Here is a 14,498-nt window from a genome sequence, read left to right on the forward strand (position 1 = left end):
ACGGCACGGCGAGCCTCGCACAGCGAGAGGAGAATAATATGGGTAAGGTAACTGGTTTTCTTGAAATCGACCGGCAGGTGGCAAAGTACCAGCCAGCGTCGGATCGTATCCGTCACTTCCGCGAGTTCACCATTCCAATGACGGATGGTGAAGTGCAGAAGCAGGCGGCACGCTGCATGGATTGCGGCATTCCGTTCTGCCATGGGCCGACGGGCTGCCCGGTGCACAACCAGATTCCGGACTGGAACGATCTTGTCTATAACAACAACTGGGATCAGGCGATCCGCAACCTGCATTTGACCAATAATTTCCCGGAATTCACGGGTCGCGTCTGTCCTGCGCCCTGCGAGGAAGCCTGCACCCTGAACCTTGAAGATACGCCGGTTGCGATTAAGACTGTCGAACAGGCGCTGGGCGACAAGGCATATGAGTTGGGCTATATCGTACCGCAGCCCGCCGCCAACAAGACCGGCAAGTCGGTCGCCATCATCGGTTCCGGCCCGGCTGGTCTCGCGGCCGCGCAGCAACTGGCCCGCGCCGGTCACATGGTCGATGTCTATGAGCGCGAAAGCCGTCCCGGTGGCCTGCTGCGCTACGGCATTCCCGATTTCAAGATGGAAAAGCACCTGATCGACCGCCGCATCGCACAGATGGAAGGCGAGGGCGTCCGCTTCCTGTGCGGCGTCAATATCGGCGTGGACAAGCCGCTGCGCGGCCTCCTCGATACCTATGATGCCGTGCTTTATTCGGGCGGTTCGGAAACGCCGCGTCCGGCGGGCATTCCGGGGGCTGATCTGGAAGGCGTGCATGATGCCATGCCTTATCTGGTGCAGCAGAACCGCCGGGTGGGCCGCGAAAATATCGAATCCGTCGCCTGGGCTTCGGCTCCTATTCTGGCTGGCGGCAAGCACGTCGTGGTGGTCGGCGGCGGCGATACGGCTTCGGATTGCGTGGGCACCGCGTTTCGTCAGGGCGCGGTCAACGTCACCCAGCTCGACATTCGCCCGCAGCCCCCGGAAAAGGAAGACAAGCTCAGCGTCTGGCCCTATTGGGCGACCAAGATGCGCACTTCCTCCAGCCAGGCGGAAGGTGCATCGCGTGAGTTTCAGGTGGCGACATTGGAATTCATCGGCGAAGACGGCCGTCTGACCCATGTGAAGTGCTGTCAGGTCGATGAAAAGCGCAAACCCATTGCTGGCTCTGAGTTCTTCATCAAGGCCGACCTCGCCTTCATCGCGATCGGCTTTGCCGGCCCGGCAGAAAACAGCGTGGTCAAGGAACTGGGCGACAAGCTTGAAATTGCCACCGACCGCCGTGGTTCAAAGTCGGTCAAGGCCAATGAACGCGATTACCGCACCAATGTCGACAAGCTCTATGCGGCGGGCGATGTGCGCCGTGGCCAGTCGCTCGTCGTCTGGGCCATCCGCGAAGGCCGTCAGGCAGCACACGCCATCGATGCCGATCTGATGGGGAGTTCGGTCTTACCACGTTGATAAGACAATATGGAATTGAAAAAGCCCGCCGATTGGCGGGCTTTTTGCTTTTAACTTTGGCTGCGTCGTGACTTCATCACCAGATAAGCGACGGCGAGAAGCACGAACCACACCGGGGTGATTTTCAGTGCTGCCGCAGTATCCGGCTTTTGTGCTAATGCCCAGAGAATGAAGGCGAAGAAGGCGAAAACCATCACCACGGCTGCGCGTCCACCGGGCATCTTGAAGGTGGATTTTTCATGCAGGTCTGGGCGCTTGCGGCGATATTGAAGATAAGACGCCAGAATGACCGACCAGATGAAGATGAAGAGCAACGCCGAAATCGTCGTGACGATGGTGAAGGCTTCAATGATGCTCTGGCCAGCATAAAGCAGCACCACGCCTGCGAGCAGGAAAATGCACGAGAAGAACAGCGCGTTGACCGGTACTTTTCGCTTGTTCAGCTTGCCGAACGCCTTTGGCGCGAGTTTGGACGTGGCGAGACCGTAGATCATGCGCGACGTCGAATAAATGCCCGAGTTCGCGCTCGACGTTGCGGAAGTCAGCACGACGAAATTCACGACATGGGCGGCGATGCCGAGACCAGCGAGCGAGAACATGGCGACGAACGGGCTTGAACTCGGGTCGACCTGATCCCAGGGAATGACAGTGATGATGACGAAGAGCGCGCCAAGATAGAACAGCACCACGCGGATCGGAATGGAATTGATCGCCTTGGGCAGATTGCGCACGGGGTCCTTGGTTTCCGCAGCGGCGGTGCCAACCAGTTCGATGCCGACGAAAGCAAAGACCGCGATCTGGAAACCGGCGACAAAGCCAAGGAAACCATTGGGGAAGAACCCGCCATGGTTCCAAAGATGCGCGACCGATGCCTGGCTGCCGTTCGGCAGGGTGAAGCCGGTCGAGAGCATGTAGACGCCGGCAATAATCAGGCCGACAATGGCAACGATCTTGATGAGAGCGAACCAGAATTCGATTTCACCGAAATTGCGCACCGTTGGCAGATTGAGCGCCAGAAGTGTAAAAATCAGGCCGAGGGCCGGTATCCAGAGCGCCAGTTCCGGGAACCAGAACGAGACATAGCCCGAAACGGCGACAACGTCGGCCACGCCGGTCACGATCCAGCAAAGCCAATAGGTCCAGCCGGTGAAGAACTGCGCCCAGGGCCCCAGATAATCGCCAGCGAAATCCGCGAAGGAGCGATATTCGAGATTGGACAGCAGGATTTCGCCCAGTGCGCGCATGACGAAAAACAGCATGAAGCCGATCACCGCGTAGACGAGCAGGATAGAAGGGCCCGCCAGCGAAATGGTCTTGCCTGAGCCCATGAAAAGGCCGGTGCCGATGGCCCCGCCAATGGCAATCAGCTGAAGGTGCCTGTTGGACAGATTGCGTGCAAGATGGGGTTCCTCCTCCCGATGTGGATCGACAGAAGGCTTTGATGCAATATTCATTCAAACGCCTCTTGTTTTCTGACGGACGCCAAGAACAATTCCCCGCTCACGCGAGTGATTGCGCCCTCCCTTGAGCCTTTTCAGGCCGACGGTGCCTCCTGATAGACGATGCAGACGCTTCTGGAAACAGCGCGGAATGTAGCAATTAGAATCATATTGGGTAGAGGAAGCCGCTGGCTGTCAGTTGGGGGATAGTTCAATCATACTGGTATGGGTGCAGAAATTAGGGATTTGCGCTCTTCTGCGGCCAGGAAAAATCATCTGCCCGACCGGGGGACGGCTTGCCGTCATTTCGGGGGAGGCGTGCGGCTTGCGGGCGCGCTGCGAGGTTGCCCCCCATCAGGACGCCGCTTTCATCCTTGTCGATATCGCGAATGCTGACCGGGGCTACGCGATCAACCGGTTTAGACGGATCGTGGGCGCCTGCCGCGGGCAGGGGCTGATCCTCTTCCTTCGCCCCGCCGAGATAGGCGCGAAGCGGTTTTTCGGCATAGAAAGCAAGCTTGCGCTTGCCTGCCGAAGTGATGTTGATGCCGTCATTGCCGCGCAGGCGCGCGGTCTGGCCGTTGATATCGAAGCCGGTCTGGGTAAAATTGCCTTCTTCATCGACAAAACCATCCCAGACATCGGCGAATTTGCCTCCCGCCTTCTCGGTGGCGGTGCGGTGGATTTCGTTGAGCGCCAGCATGTCCTGCGACATGCCCTTCGGGCGGAAAGGCGGCTGGCCGATCCAGGCGAACGGGACGTGCCGGTCACCGATCGCCTTGATGAAAGCCGCGACGCGCTTCTGGTATTCTTCGTTCCATTCGGGTGACCGGGGCGGCAGGCTCACGCCCTTCTCTGTCATTGCCTGCCTGTCATTGGAGCCGATCATCACGACAAGGGCAGCAGGCTTCTCCTCATCCAGTATCTTGCCGATGTTGTCTGGCCAGTCGAAATGGTCATTGCGGACAAAGCCGGAAGAGCCGTTTATGCGCGATACGACCTTGAGATCGGGGTCCGAAGCGAAGGCAAGGTCGAGCCCTTCCGCAAGACCATTGCCAATGAAATCTCCGACAACCAGAATCTTCCTGGCATCCGGCTTCTTGTCCACGAATTCGACAGCGGGGCTCGCCACTGGCGGCGGTGTCGGGCGTGATGCGGGCGATGCCGCCTTTGGTCGTTTCGGTTTAGGCCGTGCACGCTGCGGAGCAGGCTGCTGATATTGCCGCTGCGGTTGCGCTTGCCGGGGGCCGAACAACAGATCGAAAAGCGTGCGCGGGCGCTCCTGGGCAGAGGCGGTGGCGACGGCTGAAAACAGCAGCGCTGCCAGCGCGAGCACCATGCCAGCAGCTTTCATCAGCTTTCGCAACTTTCGACTTTCGTGCATTCGTCTCGCCTTCATGCCTGTATATTAGCTCGACGATGTTGAAAAACAAAATGGGCGCACTTCTGTTGAAGCGCGCCCATTTGATCAGTTTGCCAGTTTAACGGCGGCGCAGGACCGACAGAACTTCCTTGCTCGGATGGCCGTCCGGCTGAAGTCCATTCCGCTGCTGGAAGGCTTCGATGGCGGCCCGGGAGGTGGAGCCGATCTTGCCGTCGATATTGCCGTCATAATAACCGAGCGCCTTCAGATGGGTCTGCAATTCCAGCCGCTCATTCATGGAGATGGGCGTGAACGGGCGGTTCCAGTCCTGCCGAAGCCCCTGATAGCCGCCGATACGGTCCGCGAGCAGGCCCACGGCCAGCGCATACTTGTCGGCGTTGTTATAGCGCTTCAACACGAAGAAGTTCTTCGTCATCAGGAAAGCTGGCCCCTGACGGCCATCGGGAACTTTCAATGTCGCCTTTTCATTGGGATCGGGGAACGGGCGTCCATTGGCCCGGACAATACCAATCTGCTGCCACTCGGCAATCGAGAGCGATCCGTTGGGAAACTTGCGTCCCTGCGGCAGGGCGACTTCGTAGCCCCAGGTGCGGCCGGGCTGCCAGCCATTGCGATGCAGCAGGTTCGCAGCCGTACCAAGCGCATCGGGAACCGAGTTCCAGATGTCACGCTTGCCGTTTCCGTCCACGTCTACGGCATAAGCCTGGTAGCTGGTCGGGATGAATTGCGTGTGGCCGAGCGCACCGGCCCACGAGCCGGAAAGATGGCCGCGGTCGATATCCCCGGTCTGGAGAATCTTCATTGCGGCAATGAGCTGCGTGCGGCCGTACTTGGCACGGCGCTGGTCCGCATAGGCAAGCGTTGCCAGCGAACGCACTGCATCCCGCATGACGTCGTCGCGCTTGAGGATTTCGCCGTAATTGCTTTCCATCGACCAGATCGCAAGCAGGATATTGCGGTCAACCGAAAAACGCTGCTCGATGCGCTGGAGCCACGGACCCCATTTGCGGGCCATGCTCTGGCCGACGGAGACCGACTGCTCGTTCACGCGATTGTCGATGTAGTTCCAGACAGGCTCGGTAAATTCAGGCTGATAGCGCGCCTTCTGCAGCACCACCGGGTCCGGCGCATCCACACCGCGAAATGCGCGGTCGAACGTGGAAGGCGAAACACCTGCCTTTATGGCGACAGGACGGAAGCTCGCGACCCATTGGCGAAATTGCGCATCAGCCAGTGCAGAACCGGTTGTAAGCGTTGAGGCGAGCGCAGCTATCGCAACCGTTGCAGCTTTCAGCTTCATTGACGGGCTCACCGTGAATGGAAATCGCAGCATTCTGTGTTTCCCTTCTGCAATCAAATTTAGCCGATACCGGCGCGTTTCCCTTCGACCTGGATTCTGCTCGCCCCGGATTGCATTAATCAATTAATACCATCCTGTGTTGAATTTGAGCCAGCGGAAAATTCCTGGTCGAACCGTTGAACGTTCAAATTAGAACCTGTCGGTTAGCAATTGGTTTACCATCGCCGATTCAGGTAAGAATTTGCCCGAAGTTTCGAAAAATTTTTGAATCAAGCAACATTAAGGGCGGGTCATTGAATGTGATGGGATCGGTCCCGCAATTTCGTCGTTCTTTAATGAAAAGGCCTTATTTGAAATTCAGTCGTTTCAATGCTTTGATAGCAAATCTGAAATAGTGAAATCGAGGAGAGGAATGAGTTCGATCCGAAAAATTCGCAAGGCCGTGTTCCCTGTCGCAGGTCTTGGCACCCGTTTCCTGCCCGCCACCAAATCGATCCCGAAAGAAATGCTGACGGTCGTCGACAAGCCCGTCATCCAGTATGTAGTCGATGAGGCGCGCGAAGCTGGTATCGAACATCTGATTTTCGTCACCGGACGCAACAAAGCAGTTATCGAAGACTATTTCGATGCGCAGGTGGAGCTTTATTCCACGCTCGCCGAGCGCGGCAAGACGGCGGAACTGGAGCATCTCCAGGATATCCAGCCGCAGCCGGGGACGACCAGCTTCACGCGCCAGCAGGTGCCGCTCGGCCTTGGCCATGCGGTCTGGTGCGCGCGCGAACTCGTCGGCGACGAGCCGTTTGCATTGCTGTTGCCGGATATGGTCATGCAGTCCAAGAAGGGCTGCCTGAAGGAAATGGTCGAGCTTTACGAAAAGACCGGCGGCAATGTCGTTGCCGTGCAGGAATGCGATCCGGAAGAGGCGCATAAATACGGCATCGTGGGCAAGGGCGAAACCATCGGCAGCGGTTTCGAGATCACGCAGATGGTCGAAAAGCCAGCCAAGGGCACAGCGCCATCCAATCTCTACATCAATGGCCGCTACATCCTGCAGCCGGAAATCTTCGAGCTTCTGAGCAAGCAGGAAAAAGGTGCCGGCAATGAAATCCAGCTGACCGATGCGATGCTGAAGCTTGCTGACGCCCAGAAATTCTTCGGCTTCAATTATCAGGGTCTCACCTTCGACTGCGGCTCCAAGGCCGGCTTCATCGAAGCCAATGTCGCTTTCGCCTTGTGGCGCAACGATATTCGCCCCTCGGTAGAAGGCTCGATCGGCCATCTGCTGAATACAATCAAGCCAGCGTGATTAAATCCGGTCTGGACTCTGGTCGCGCCCCCTGAAAAGGGGGCGTTTTTTGTGATTGGAGCACTATTTCGTGAAATTTGCTTTTCCGGACGACGATAGTAGGTATTTTGCCTAGTATGCATCCCAAAAAGTGTGAAACACCTTTTGGGCGCAATGATAAACGGGCTCCTCCCCACATAAGGAATAAAGCATGCAGGAATTCCAGCAGACGATGGGTGCGGGTGCGCTCATCTCGATAGCGGTTGGCGCTGTCCTCTTATTGCTTTTGCTCATCATCCGGTTTCGCGTTCATGCTTTCGTGGCGCTTGTGATCGTCAGCCTTTTAACGGCGCTCGCGACCGGCATCCCGGCGGGCAACATCCTGACCACCATCACATCGGCCTTCGGATCTACCCTTGGCGGGGTGGCGCTTCTGGTCGGCCTTGGCGCGATGCTGGGCCGTTTGCTTGAAATATCGGGCGGCGCGCAGGCGCTCGCCGATGATCTCATCCGACGGTTCGGCGAAGAACGCGCACCCATGGCGCTTGGCATCGCATCGCTGATTTTCGGCTTTCCGATCTTTTTCGACGCGGGGCTGGTCGTGATGCTCCCAGTGGTCTTCACGGTCGGGCGGCGCCTCAAGGGAAGCCTGCTTCTCTATGGTATCCCGGTTGCCGCAGCCTTTTCGGTGATGCATGTTTTCGTGCCCCCGCATCCGGGTCCGGTAGCGGCATCCGAGCTTCTGGGCGCTGACGTGGGGCTTCTCATTCTCGTCGGGATCGTCGTCGTCATCCCGGTCTGGTTTATCGCCGGGCACCTTTTCGGTGCGTGGATCGGCAAGCGAATCAATCTTCCCATCCCCGACAATTTCGATGCCGGGAGGGACGTGGAAGAGGCGGCGAACCCTCCGAGTTCCAGTCTGGTCGTATTGCTTCTTCTTCTGCCGCTGGTCCTCATTTTCATCAATACGGGTCTCGACTTCGCCCGCGCGCAAGGCTGGGTCAACGCCGATGCAAACTGGTATCAGCTGGCGCGCATGATTGGATCGACGCCGGTTGCTCTCCTGATTTCGGTGCTGGTGGCTTCCTACGTACTGGGACCACGGCGCGGCACGGATGCAGCCAGCGTGGAACGCATTCTCGATTCTGCGCTGGGCCCGGTCTGCTCCATCATCCTGATCACGGGAGCAGGCGGCATGTTCGGCGGCGTCCTGCGTGCTTCCGGCATTGGCGATGCCTTGTCCACCGCGTTCGCGAATACGGGATTGCCCGTCATCGTGGCGGGATTCCTGCTCGCGACGATTCTGCGTGTAGCACAAGGGTCGGCGACAGTGGCGCTGATCACTGCTGCCGGGCTTGTTCAGCCTGCGGTTCAGGCTGCCGGATATCACGGGCTTGAAACCGCGGCGATGGTGATCTCCCTTGCCGCAGGTTCTGTCATGCTGTCCCACGTCAATGATTCCGGTTTCTGGCTGGTCGGACGTTTCTTCAACATGGATGTGAAGACGACGCTGAAAACATGGACAGTTCTGGAGACCCTTATAGGGCTTCTGGGATTCGGCATCGCCTGTTTGCTGTTCTGGCTCGCCTGAACGCACCACGACACGGCATCCCGGAAGGGATGCCGTTCTCTTTTCTAGCGCTGAACTTTTACGCCAAGATAGACGCTGTCGGCTTTATATTCACGGTCGGAGATCCGGCTCGTCAGGAATTCGTGACGCAGGCGCGCATCCAGTCCGACGAACCGGTTGATCCAGTAGGTTGCACCAATTTGCGCGCCGAGGGTGTAGTCGGTGCCGGTCCCGTCCTTGTTCTGCCGGATATTCGCGTCGAGCCTGCCATTGAGGCTAAGGTCGGAACGTATGCGGCGGCTCACCTCCAGGCTTGCGAAATGCAGGAGCGACCCGGCAATACCCGGCGTGGTGGAAGTATCGACCGTACTCTGGGCATAAAGGCGCACATCGGTTCCGCGCAGCGGTGACCAGTTGAGCGCAGCATTGACAGACGGACCGCTGATGTCGCCGAGACGGGAATCATCGCTGTTGGCGCGCATGTATCCGGCAGCGAACTCGCCGCTCAGCTTTTCGCCCATATCGAGCATCAGGCCACCGCGCAGTGCGAACTGCGATCCGCTGCGTTCATAGCCGTTGCTGTCCACTTTCTCGTCGAAGACGCGCTTGCCCAATTCGACTTCCGCGAAGGGTTTGATCGCCGGCGACAGGCTGAAGCCGCCGCGCAGCGTAATGCTGGCATAGGTGTTGTCGCGGTCCTTCTGGCTGACAGTGCCGCCGGACGACAGTTCGGCGTCGCCATAGATATTGTGCTCGACCCGCCCCGTGGCGCTGCCGAAGAGCAGGCCCATATCGCGTTCGATGCCGAGACTTCCATTGATGGTATGAACCAGCGGGCGTTGCAGCGCGCCGACCACCCCATTCGGGCTGGACGCGCTTTCACGACGCAACTGATAACCGGCACCGGTATTGACCGTCGTCTGGTCGCCGAGATCGAGCCGAAGCTTACCCTGAATATCAACGCGCGGTTCGGAAACGTCTTCTCCCGAAATGGACTTGGACCACGTACCCGATGCGTCGAGCGTTGCCTGATGGCGCGCCCAGTCCGACTGCGCATTGAGCCGCAATGTTGTTTCATTGAGAACGGCGCTGGAACCGGCAGCGCTATTGTCACCGTTGGTGGTTGCCCGGATACCCTGTTCGAGCGACGGTCGCAGGACAAACGAACCGGTGCGAATGCCGAGCGGTGCGAACGGATCGGCGTCCTGTGTAGAACCGCGCCCCTGCTCGGGCAACTGCCGCAGGTTTTCGCGCTGTGCCCGGCCCGTTTCCTCGCCCGCTTCGGTATCGACCGAGCCGACACGCATGTTGTCAGGTGGAATGGGCTGGCGGTCCTGCGGCACGGGAACCGTTGGAACGGTTTGGATTGTAGTGGCGGGGTCAGCCGCCGTGGTGTTTTCAAGCGGGGTGTAACTGTCGTTGTAGGTCGTCTCGCCAGCGCCGTCATCATTTCCCGGCGCGGCAAGTCCGCGATTTGCCAGTGTCTCCGGCGAAGAGGCTGAAAGCACGTCCTCAGCAACGCTTCCGCGCAGATAGGCTTCCTGGGCAAATGCAGAATTATGACAAAGTGCCAGCGCCACGCCCGACAAAAACAGGCATCGCAGCCTGCGGGCAATGGGCGTCGAACCGCCAGATGGGGCCTTGGCAAAAAGCATGTCGTGTTTTCAAACCGTCGCAACGTGGTGGATGAACGGTAAAGGCACATGGTTAATTCTTGGTTGCTGCGGCCCGCATCACGACGGTTCCGGCCACACAAATGTTTGGACAAGCGCCTGCGAAGAAGCTAACCCTTGCGACCATGGAAAAGCTCGATCAGATCACCCCTCCGGCAAACGCAGAAGCGGCCATCGCGTCAGCGTTGCGTACCATAAAAACCGAAAATGCGGGTCTCGCCGCGCTGGAAGACGCGCTGAACAATGGCCTTTCCGCCCCATTCGTCGAAGCGGTGAAGCTAATCGTCGCTTCGCGCGGACGCCTGGTCGTGACCGGCGTCGGCAAAAGCGGCCATATCGGTTCCAAGCTTGCGGCCACCTTTGCCTCCACCGGCACCTCGGCATTTTTCGTGCATTCGGCAGAAGCCAATCACGGTGATCTCGGCATGATCGGCCGCGATGATGTCATTCTGGCCATCTCATGGTCGGGCGAAACGGCGGAACTGAAGGGCATTGTCAATTATTCGCAGCGCTTCCGTATTCCGCTGATCGCGATCACTGCAGGCGAGAATTCGGCCCTCGGCCGCGCGGCGGATGTCGTGTTGCTGCTGCCGAAGACCGCCGAGGCCTGTCCGCATGGTCTGGCGCCCACGACCTCGACGATGATGCAGCTCGCGATCGGCGACGCGCTGGCAATTGCGCTGCTGGAAGCGCGCGGCTTTACCCCGAGCGACTTCAAGACTTTTCATCCCGGCGGCTCCCTGGGTGCAAGTCTGATCCATATCCGCGATATCATGCATCGGGGCGAGCGCCTGCCATTGGTAAAGATGGGCACCTCCATGCCCGATGCGATGAAGGTACTGGCCCAGAAGAGCTTTGGCTGCGTGGTGGTTGTGGATGATGGCGGCGATCTGGCCGGCATTGTCACGGATGGCGATATCTCGCGCAATCTGAGCCGCAACCTTGCCGCGTTGTCGGTCGATGAAATCATGACGCGCAAGCCGAAGACGGTTGACCAGAACATGCTGGCGACCGCAGCCCTCAATACGATCAACGAAAATCACATCGGTGCGCTGATCGTCGTCGAGGCCGGTCGCCCGATCGGGCTCGTGCATTTCCACGATCTGCTGCGGATAGGCGCAGCCTGACAAGGCGTTCAAGCCGTTTATTTTCGCGCCAATGCGGCCCGCAATCCGGCCATCGAAACGATAGCCGGATTGCGTGAAGGTCGATTTGCGAGCCTCATAGAGGCTCATTTTTGGGAACTATCCGCATTCGTCGCCCGGCCAGCAAGCCGACGGGGCGACGATGGTTCCAAGATCAGGGACGGCCTGCGGGGGTAACGTCCTCGATCTTCTCATCGCCCTGGATCGACACTTTCACCATGTCCTTCCCGTCGATATCCATCTTCATGAGATCAACAGAACGGATTTGGCTGTTGTCGTAAGTGCGGAAGAAGTAGCGCTTGCTCTTCAAATCGCTGGCGCCTGTCCAGATCGTATAGTCAGCCATTACATTGCCGTTCGCATCCTTTTCGCCGTCTCGCGACGAGCCTCTAGGAATGTCGAACTGGTTGAGAATCTTGAAGACCTGCAGGACGGCGTCCTGTTCTGTCTTTGGCTGAAATACCGATTGTGAGAATGCAACCGCGCGAACGAAGCGCGATGGCGGCGTGAAATCGCCGGGCAAGCCAAGCATGCCCGAGCCCTGACCCGTCGGGACAATTTCAACCGAGCCGAGCTTGATCGAAGGCTTTCCCGTCATGGAAAAGTTCGTGTACTGGCGCAGATTGTTCATATGGAAATCGAAGCCCGGTGTATTCGTGATAACGCCGAGGGGATTGTCATAGACATTCAGCTTGCCGCCGACATATTCAACGACGATGCTTTTACCGGTAGCATCATGCACGATATAGTGTGCTTCCGGGGCAAAGCCCCATTGGGAAAATACCGAGGACGCTACCACGATATTCCCGATATTTTCTTTAACTTCATCAACGGTAGCAAAATTTTCGAGGACATAAGACACGAATTCCCATTGGGAAATTGTTCGGTCAGAAACCTCAGCCGTATAGGGCATATAACCTGCGGAAGTGGGGAAATAGAACATTCCCGCACCCAGTCCCTTTTCGTTCAGGCCATCGAACAGGTCGGGCAGGCCCGCTCCATTCATGCCGACAGATGCGTATTTGGCAGTCCATTTCAGGCCGCCCTTGCCGTCAGGGGTGGTGCCGGTGCGCGAAAAGCCACGCGGCACCATCATGATTTCTGACTTGAGGTCGAGGCCGAATTCGAGGGTTCGTGCGTAAACGACACTGCCGTCTGCCGCGATCAACCTGATGCCGGTGCACGCCTGAGCTGCCGGAATTACATTTCCCAGCATCAAGGCGCAGGCTGCGGCGATGGACGTAAACTTTTTAAAGGCTCGCCTTTGCATCATTTGTACTAGTCCTCATTGTATGTGGATAAGACGTTGTGGGTGTCCGGTTGATTGTCTGTGCCGAACCTCGGCTGTCGTGTTGCCCGCGGTGACACCTCCCTCATTAAGCGAAAGCGTTTCGCTCGGTTGGGTGTCCTTGGATTTCATCTCATAACAAAACAAGCAATTGTATCAGTTAGAAGAAGTTCTCACGACGTGACGTCTCATTTTATTCTTCATTTTATCTCACGAGTGTGCTTTAACGTGCCTGCGCTTGCATAAATAAGTGCCCGCTATTTGTAGTTTTAGCGGTCACGCGTGCGAACGAAGGCTTTGCTCTCATCCCGCGCCGGGAATGAGCGTCGGCTGGCGTTACGGTCTGTTATCGGTGTCTTGGCGGCGCATTGCATGATGGCAGGGGCAATGAGTAACGAAACCTTTATCTCGACCGCTATGGTGGAAGTCGACGCGCGCAGTGATTTCTGGCGCGAGGCGACTCGGCCCGTATTCGACACCTCACCACTTTCACCAGACAGCAAGGAACCGTTGGAGGGAACGATAAGTTCTCGTCCGCTGGGTTCGATGATAATCGGGTCGACATCGTTCAACAGCCAGAGATATATCCGCGATCACCGCACGATCGTGCACAGCGGTCTGGATTATTATCTTATCCAGGTCTTTACATCGGGAAAGATGAACGGCGATTTCAATGGTCTCGGCGTGCACGCTGACGTTGGCGATATCTGTTTTCTTGACCTTGCGAAGGCCTTCAAGAGCGAGGCCGCTGCGGGTTCCAGGCTTTCGCTTGCAATCTCCCGGCGCGATCTTGAAAAGGCGGTCGGGCCACGCAGCCTCCACGGGGTCGTCCTGCGCCGGGACCAGCCAATGACCCGACTGATCACAACCTACGTCAAGGGGATACGGTCTCTTGAACACTCCCTTTCGCCGGTGGAGGTTCTCGCATCGGAGGAAGCACTGATCGCGCTTCTGGCGGGAGCCCTGAAAGGGGACGCGCCCGAGTCCCTGGACGATTACCCTTCCATGAGCATAGCTCTTCGTCAGAGAGTTCTGGCCTTCATAGATCAGAATATTGGTGAGCAGGAGCTGTCTCCCGAGCATATCCAGCAAAAGCTCAGGGTTTCGCGCTCCCATCTTTATCGTGCGTTTGCAGAGGATGGCGGCGTGGCGAAGATCATTCGCGACCGGCGGCTGGATGAAGCGTTCAAGCAATTGACCAAGCCGTCCAAGCAGTCCCGTTCGGTCAGCCAGATTGCCTATAGTTTAGGGTTTTCGAGCGGTAACCAACTACTGCGCGGCTTTCGTGCGCGTTTCGACATGACGCCGAAAGAAGCCCAGATCGAACGGGAACGTCTCCAGTTCGAAAGGCAGGCGAACAACGATCTCCACGGTTATTTCACGGAGATGCTTAATCGCACCGTCAAGTCGTAGTGCATTTCGACGGGCGGATACACGCCGGTGCCGTCTTACTCGGCAACTTCGATCTCCAGCGACAGCGGATCGAAGGCAATCACGTTGACTTTCGTGCCGGCTGGCAGGTCGGGTCCTTTCACACGCCACATCGTATCGTTGATACGGATACGTCCACGCCCGTTGATGATGGGTTCCGTCAATGTGGCGCGCCGGCCGACCAACTGCTCCCCGCGACGATTGAGGAAGGCCTCGTCGGCATCGGTGCTGCGCGAGCCGAACAAACGGCGCCCCGCCAGCACGAAGATGACAGCCAGAACAAGGAACACCACGGTCTGAAACTGCCAGCCGAATGCCGCCGTTGAAGACAGGAGAAAGGCGAGGCCGCCTGTCACGAGAGCCGCAAGCCCGAACCAGATGAAGAAAAAACCGGGCGCCAGAATTTCCAGAATGAGCAGGACCAGCCCGAAGACGAGCCAGTTCCATATGCCGAGACCGGATAGAAATTCAATAATCATGGCGCCCTCTT

At 57.9% G+C, this 14,498-nt stretch carries 11 protein-coding genes; 5 read left to right on the top strand and 6 right to left on the bottom strand.

Annotation, left to right across the window (positions count from 1 at the left end):
• Window positions 1-38 precede the first annotated feature (38 nt).
• On the top strand, window positions 39-1,493 hold the full coding sequence (locus tag JNC63_RS12490) for a glutamate synthase subunit beta (RefSeq protein ID WP_022570088.1): 1,455 nt from the start codon (window positions 39-41) through the stop codon (window positions 1,491-1,493).
• A gap of 50 nt (window positions 1,494-1,543) precedes the next feature.
• Here JNC63_RS12490 and JNC63_RS12495 read toward each other — a convergent pair whose 3' ends face one another.
• The 3 genes from JNC63_RS12495 to JNC63_RS12505 all read right to left on the bottom strand — a co-directional run bounded on the left by JNC63_RS12495 (window position 1,544) and on the right by JNC63_RS12505 (window position 5,649).
• Window positions 1,544-2,947, bottom strand: coding sequence for an amino acid permease (locus JNC63_RS12495; RefSeq protein WP_006473358.1), 1,404 nt, complete (start codon window positions 2,945-2,947; stop codon window positions 1,544-1,546).
• 223 nt (window positions 2,948-3,170) lie between these two features.
• On the bottom strand, window positions 3,171-4,316 hold the full coding sequence (locus JNC63_RS12500; protein WP_063621262.1) for an SGNH/GDSL hydrolase family protein: 1,146 nt from the start codon (window positions 4,314-4,316) through the stop codon (window positions 3,171-3,173).
• A gap of 97 nt (window positions 4,317-4,413) precedes the next feature.
• The gene (locus tag JNC63_RS12505) at window positions 4,414-5,649 is read right to left on the bottom strand and encodes a lytic murein transglycosylase (protein WP_006473356.1); all 1,236 of its coding nucleotides are present in this window, start codon (window positions 5,647-5,649) and stop codon (window positions 4,414-4,416) included.
• Between the two features lie 379 nt (window positions 5,650-6,028).
• Between JNC63_RS12505 and galU the strand changes: the two genes are divergently transcribed.
• Together galU and JNC63_RS12515 are read left to right on the top strand one after the other, a co-directional pair.
• Window positions 6,029-6,922: a UTP--glucose-1-phosphate uridylyltransferase GalU gene (galU, locus tag JNC63_RS12510; protein WP_021585325.1), complete on the top strand. Its 894-nt coding sequence runs from the start codon at window positions 6,029-6,031 to the stop codon at window positions 6,920-6,922.
• Window positions 6,923-7,112: 190 nt separating this feature from the next.
• Complete coding sequence (locus JNC63_RS12515) at window positions 7,113-8,492, top strand: GntP family permease (protein ID WP_025091787.1); 1,380 nt, start codon at window positions 7,113-7,115, stop codon at window positions 8,490-8,492.
• A 44-nt stretch (window positions 8,493-8,536) separates the two neighbouring features.
• On the opposite strand, the gene JNC63_RS12520 is transcribed toward JNC63_RS12515, so the two are convergent.
• Complete coding sequence (locus JNC63_RS12520) at window positions 8,537-10,126, bottom strand: outer membrane beta-barrel protein (protein WP_063621264.1); 1,590 nt, start codon at window positions 10,124-10,126, stop codon at window positions 8,537-8,539.
• Between the two features lie 143 nt (window positions 10,127-10,269).
• On the opposite strand from JNC63_RS12520, the gene JNC63_RS12525 reads away from it, so the two are divergent.
• On the top strand, window positions 10,270-11,271 hold the full coding sequence (locus JNC63_RS12525) for a KpsF/GutQ family sugar-phosphate isomerase (RefSeq protein ID WP_063621283.1): 1,002 nt from the start codon (window positions 10,270-10,272) through the stop codon (window positions 11,269-11,271).
• Window positions 11,272-11,443: 172 nt separating this feature from the next.
• Here JNC63_RS12525 and JNC63_RS12530 read toward each other — a convergent pair whose 3' ends face one another.
• A complete protein-coding gene (locus JNC63_RS12530; RefSeq protein ID WP_063621267.1) occupies window positions 11,444-12,562 on the bottom strand; it encodes a linear amide C-N hydrolase in 1,119 nt (372 codons plus the stop codon).
• Between the two features lie 402 nt (window positions 12,563-12,964).
• Between JNC63_RS12530 and JNC63_RS12535 the strand changes: the two genes are divergently transcribed.
• A complete protein-coding gene (locus JNC63_RS12535; RefSeq protein ID WP_245670754.1) occupies window positions 12,965-13,990 on the top strand; it encodes a helix-turn-helix domain-containing protein in 1,026 nt (341 codons plus the stop codon).
• Window positions 13,991-14,025: 35 nt separating this feature from the next.
• Here the strand turns inward: JNC63_RS12535 and JNC63_RS12540 are convergent, their stop codons facing one another.
• Window positions 14,026-14,487 carry an NfeD family protein gene (locus tag JNC63_RS12540; RefSeq protein ID WP_063621269.1) on the bottom strand — a complete coding sequence of 154 codons (462 nt, stop codon included), beginning with the start codon at window positions 14,485-14,487 and terminating at the stop codon, window positions 14,026-14,028.
• Window positions 14,488-14,498: the final 11 nt, after the last annotated feature.

The sequence above is a fragment of the Brucella ciceri genome (assembly GCF_041930145.1).
GTDB classification, from domain to species: Bacteria; Pseudomonadota; Alphaproteobacteria; order Rhizobiales; family Rhizobiaceae; genus Brucella; species Brucella intermedia.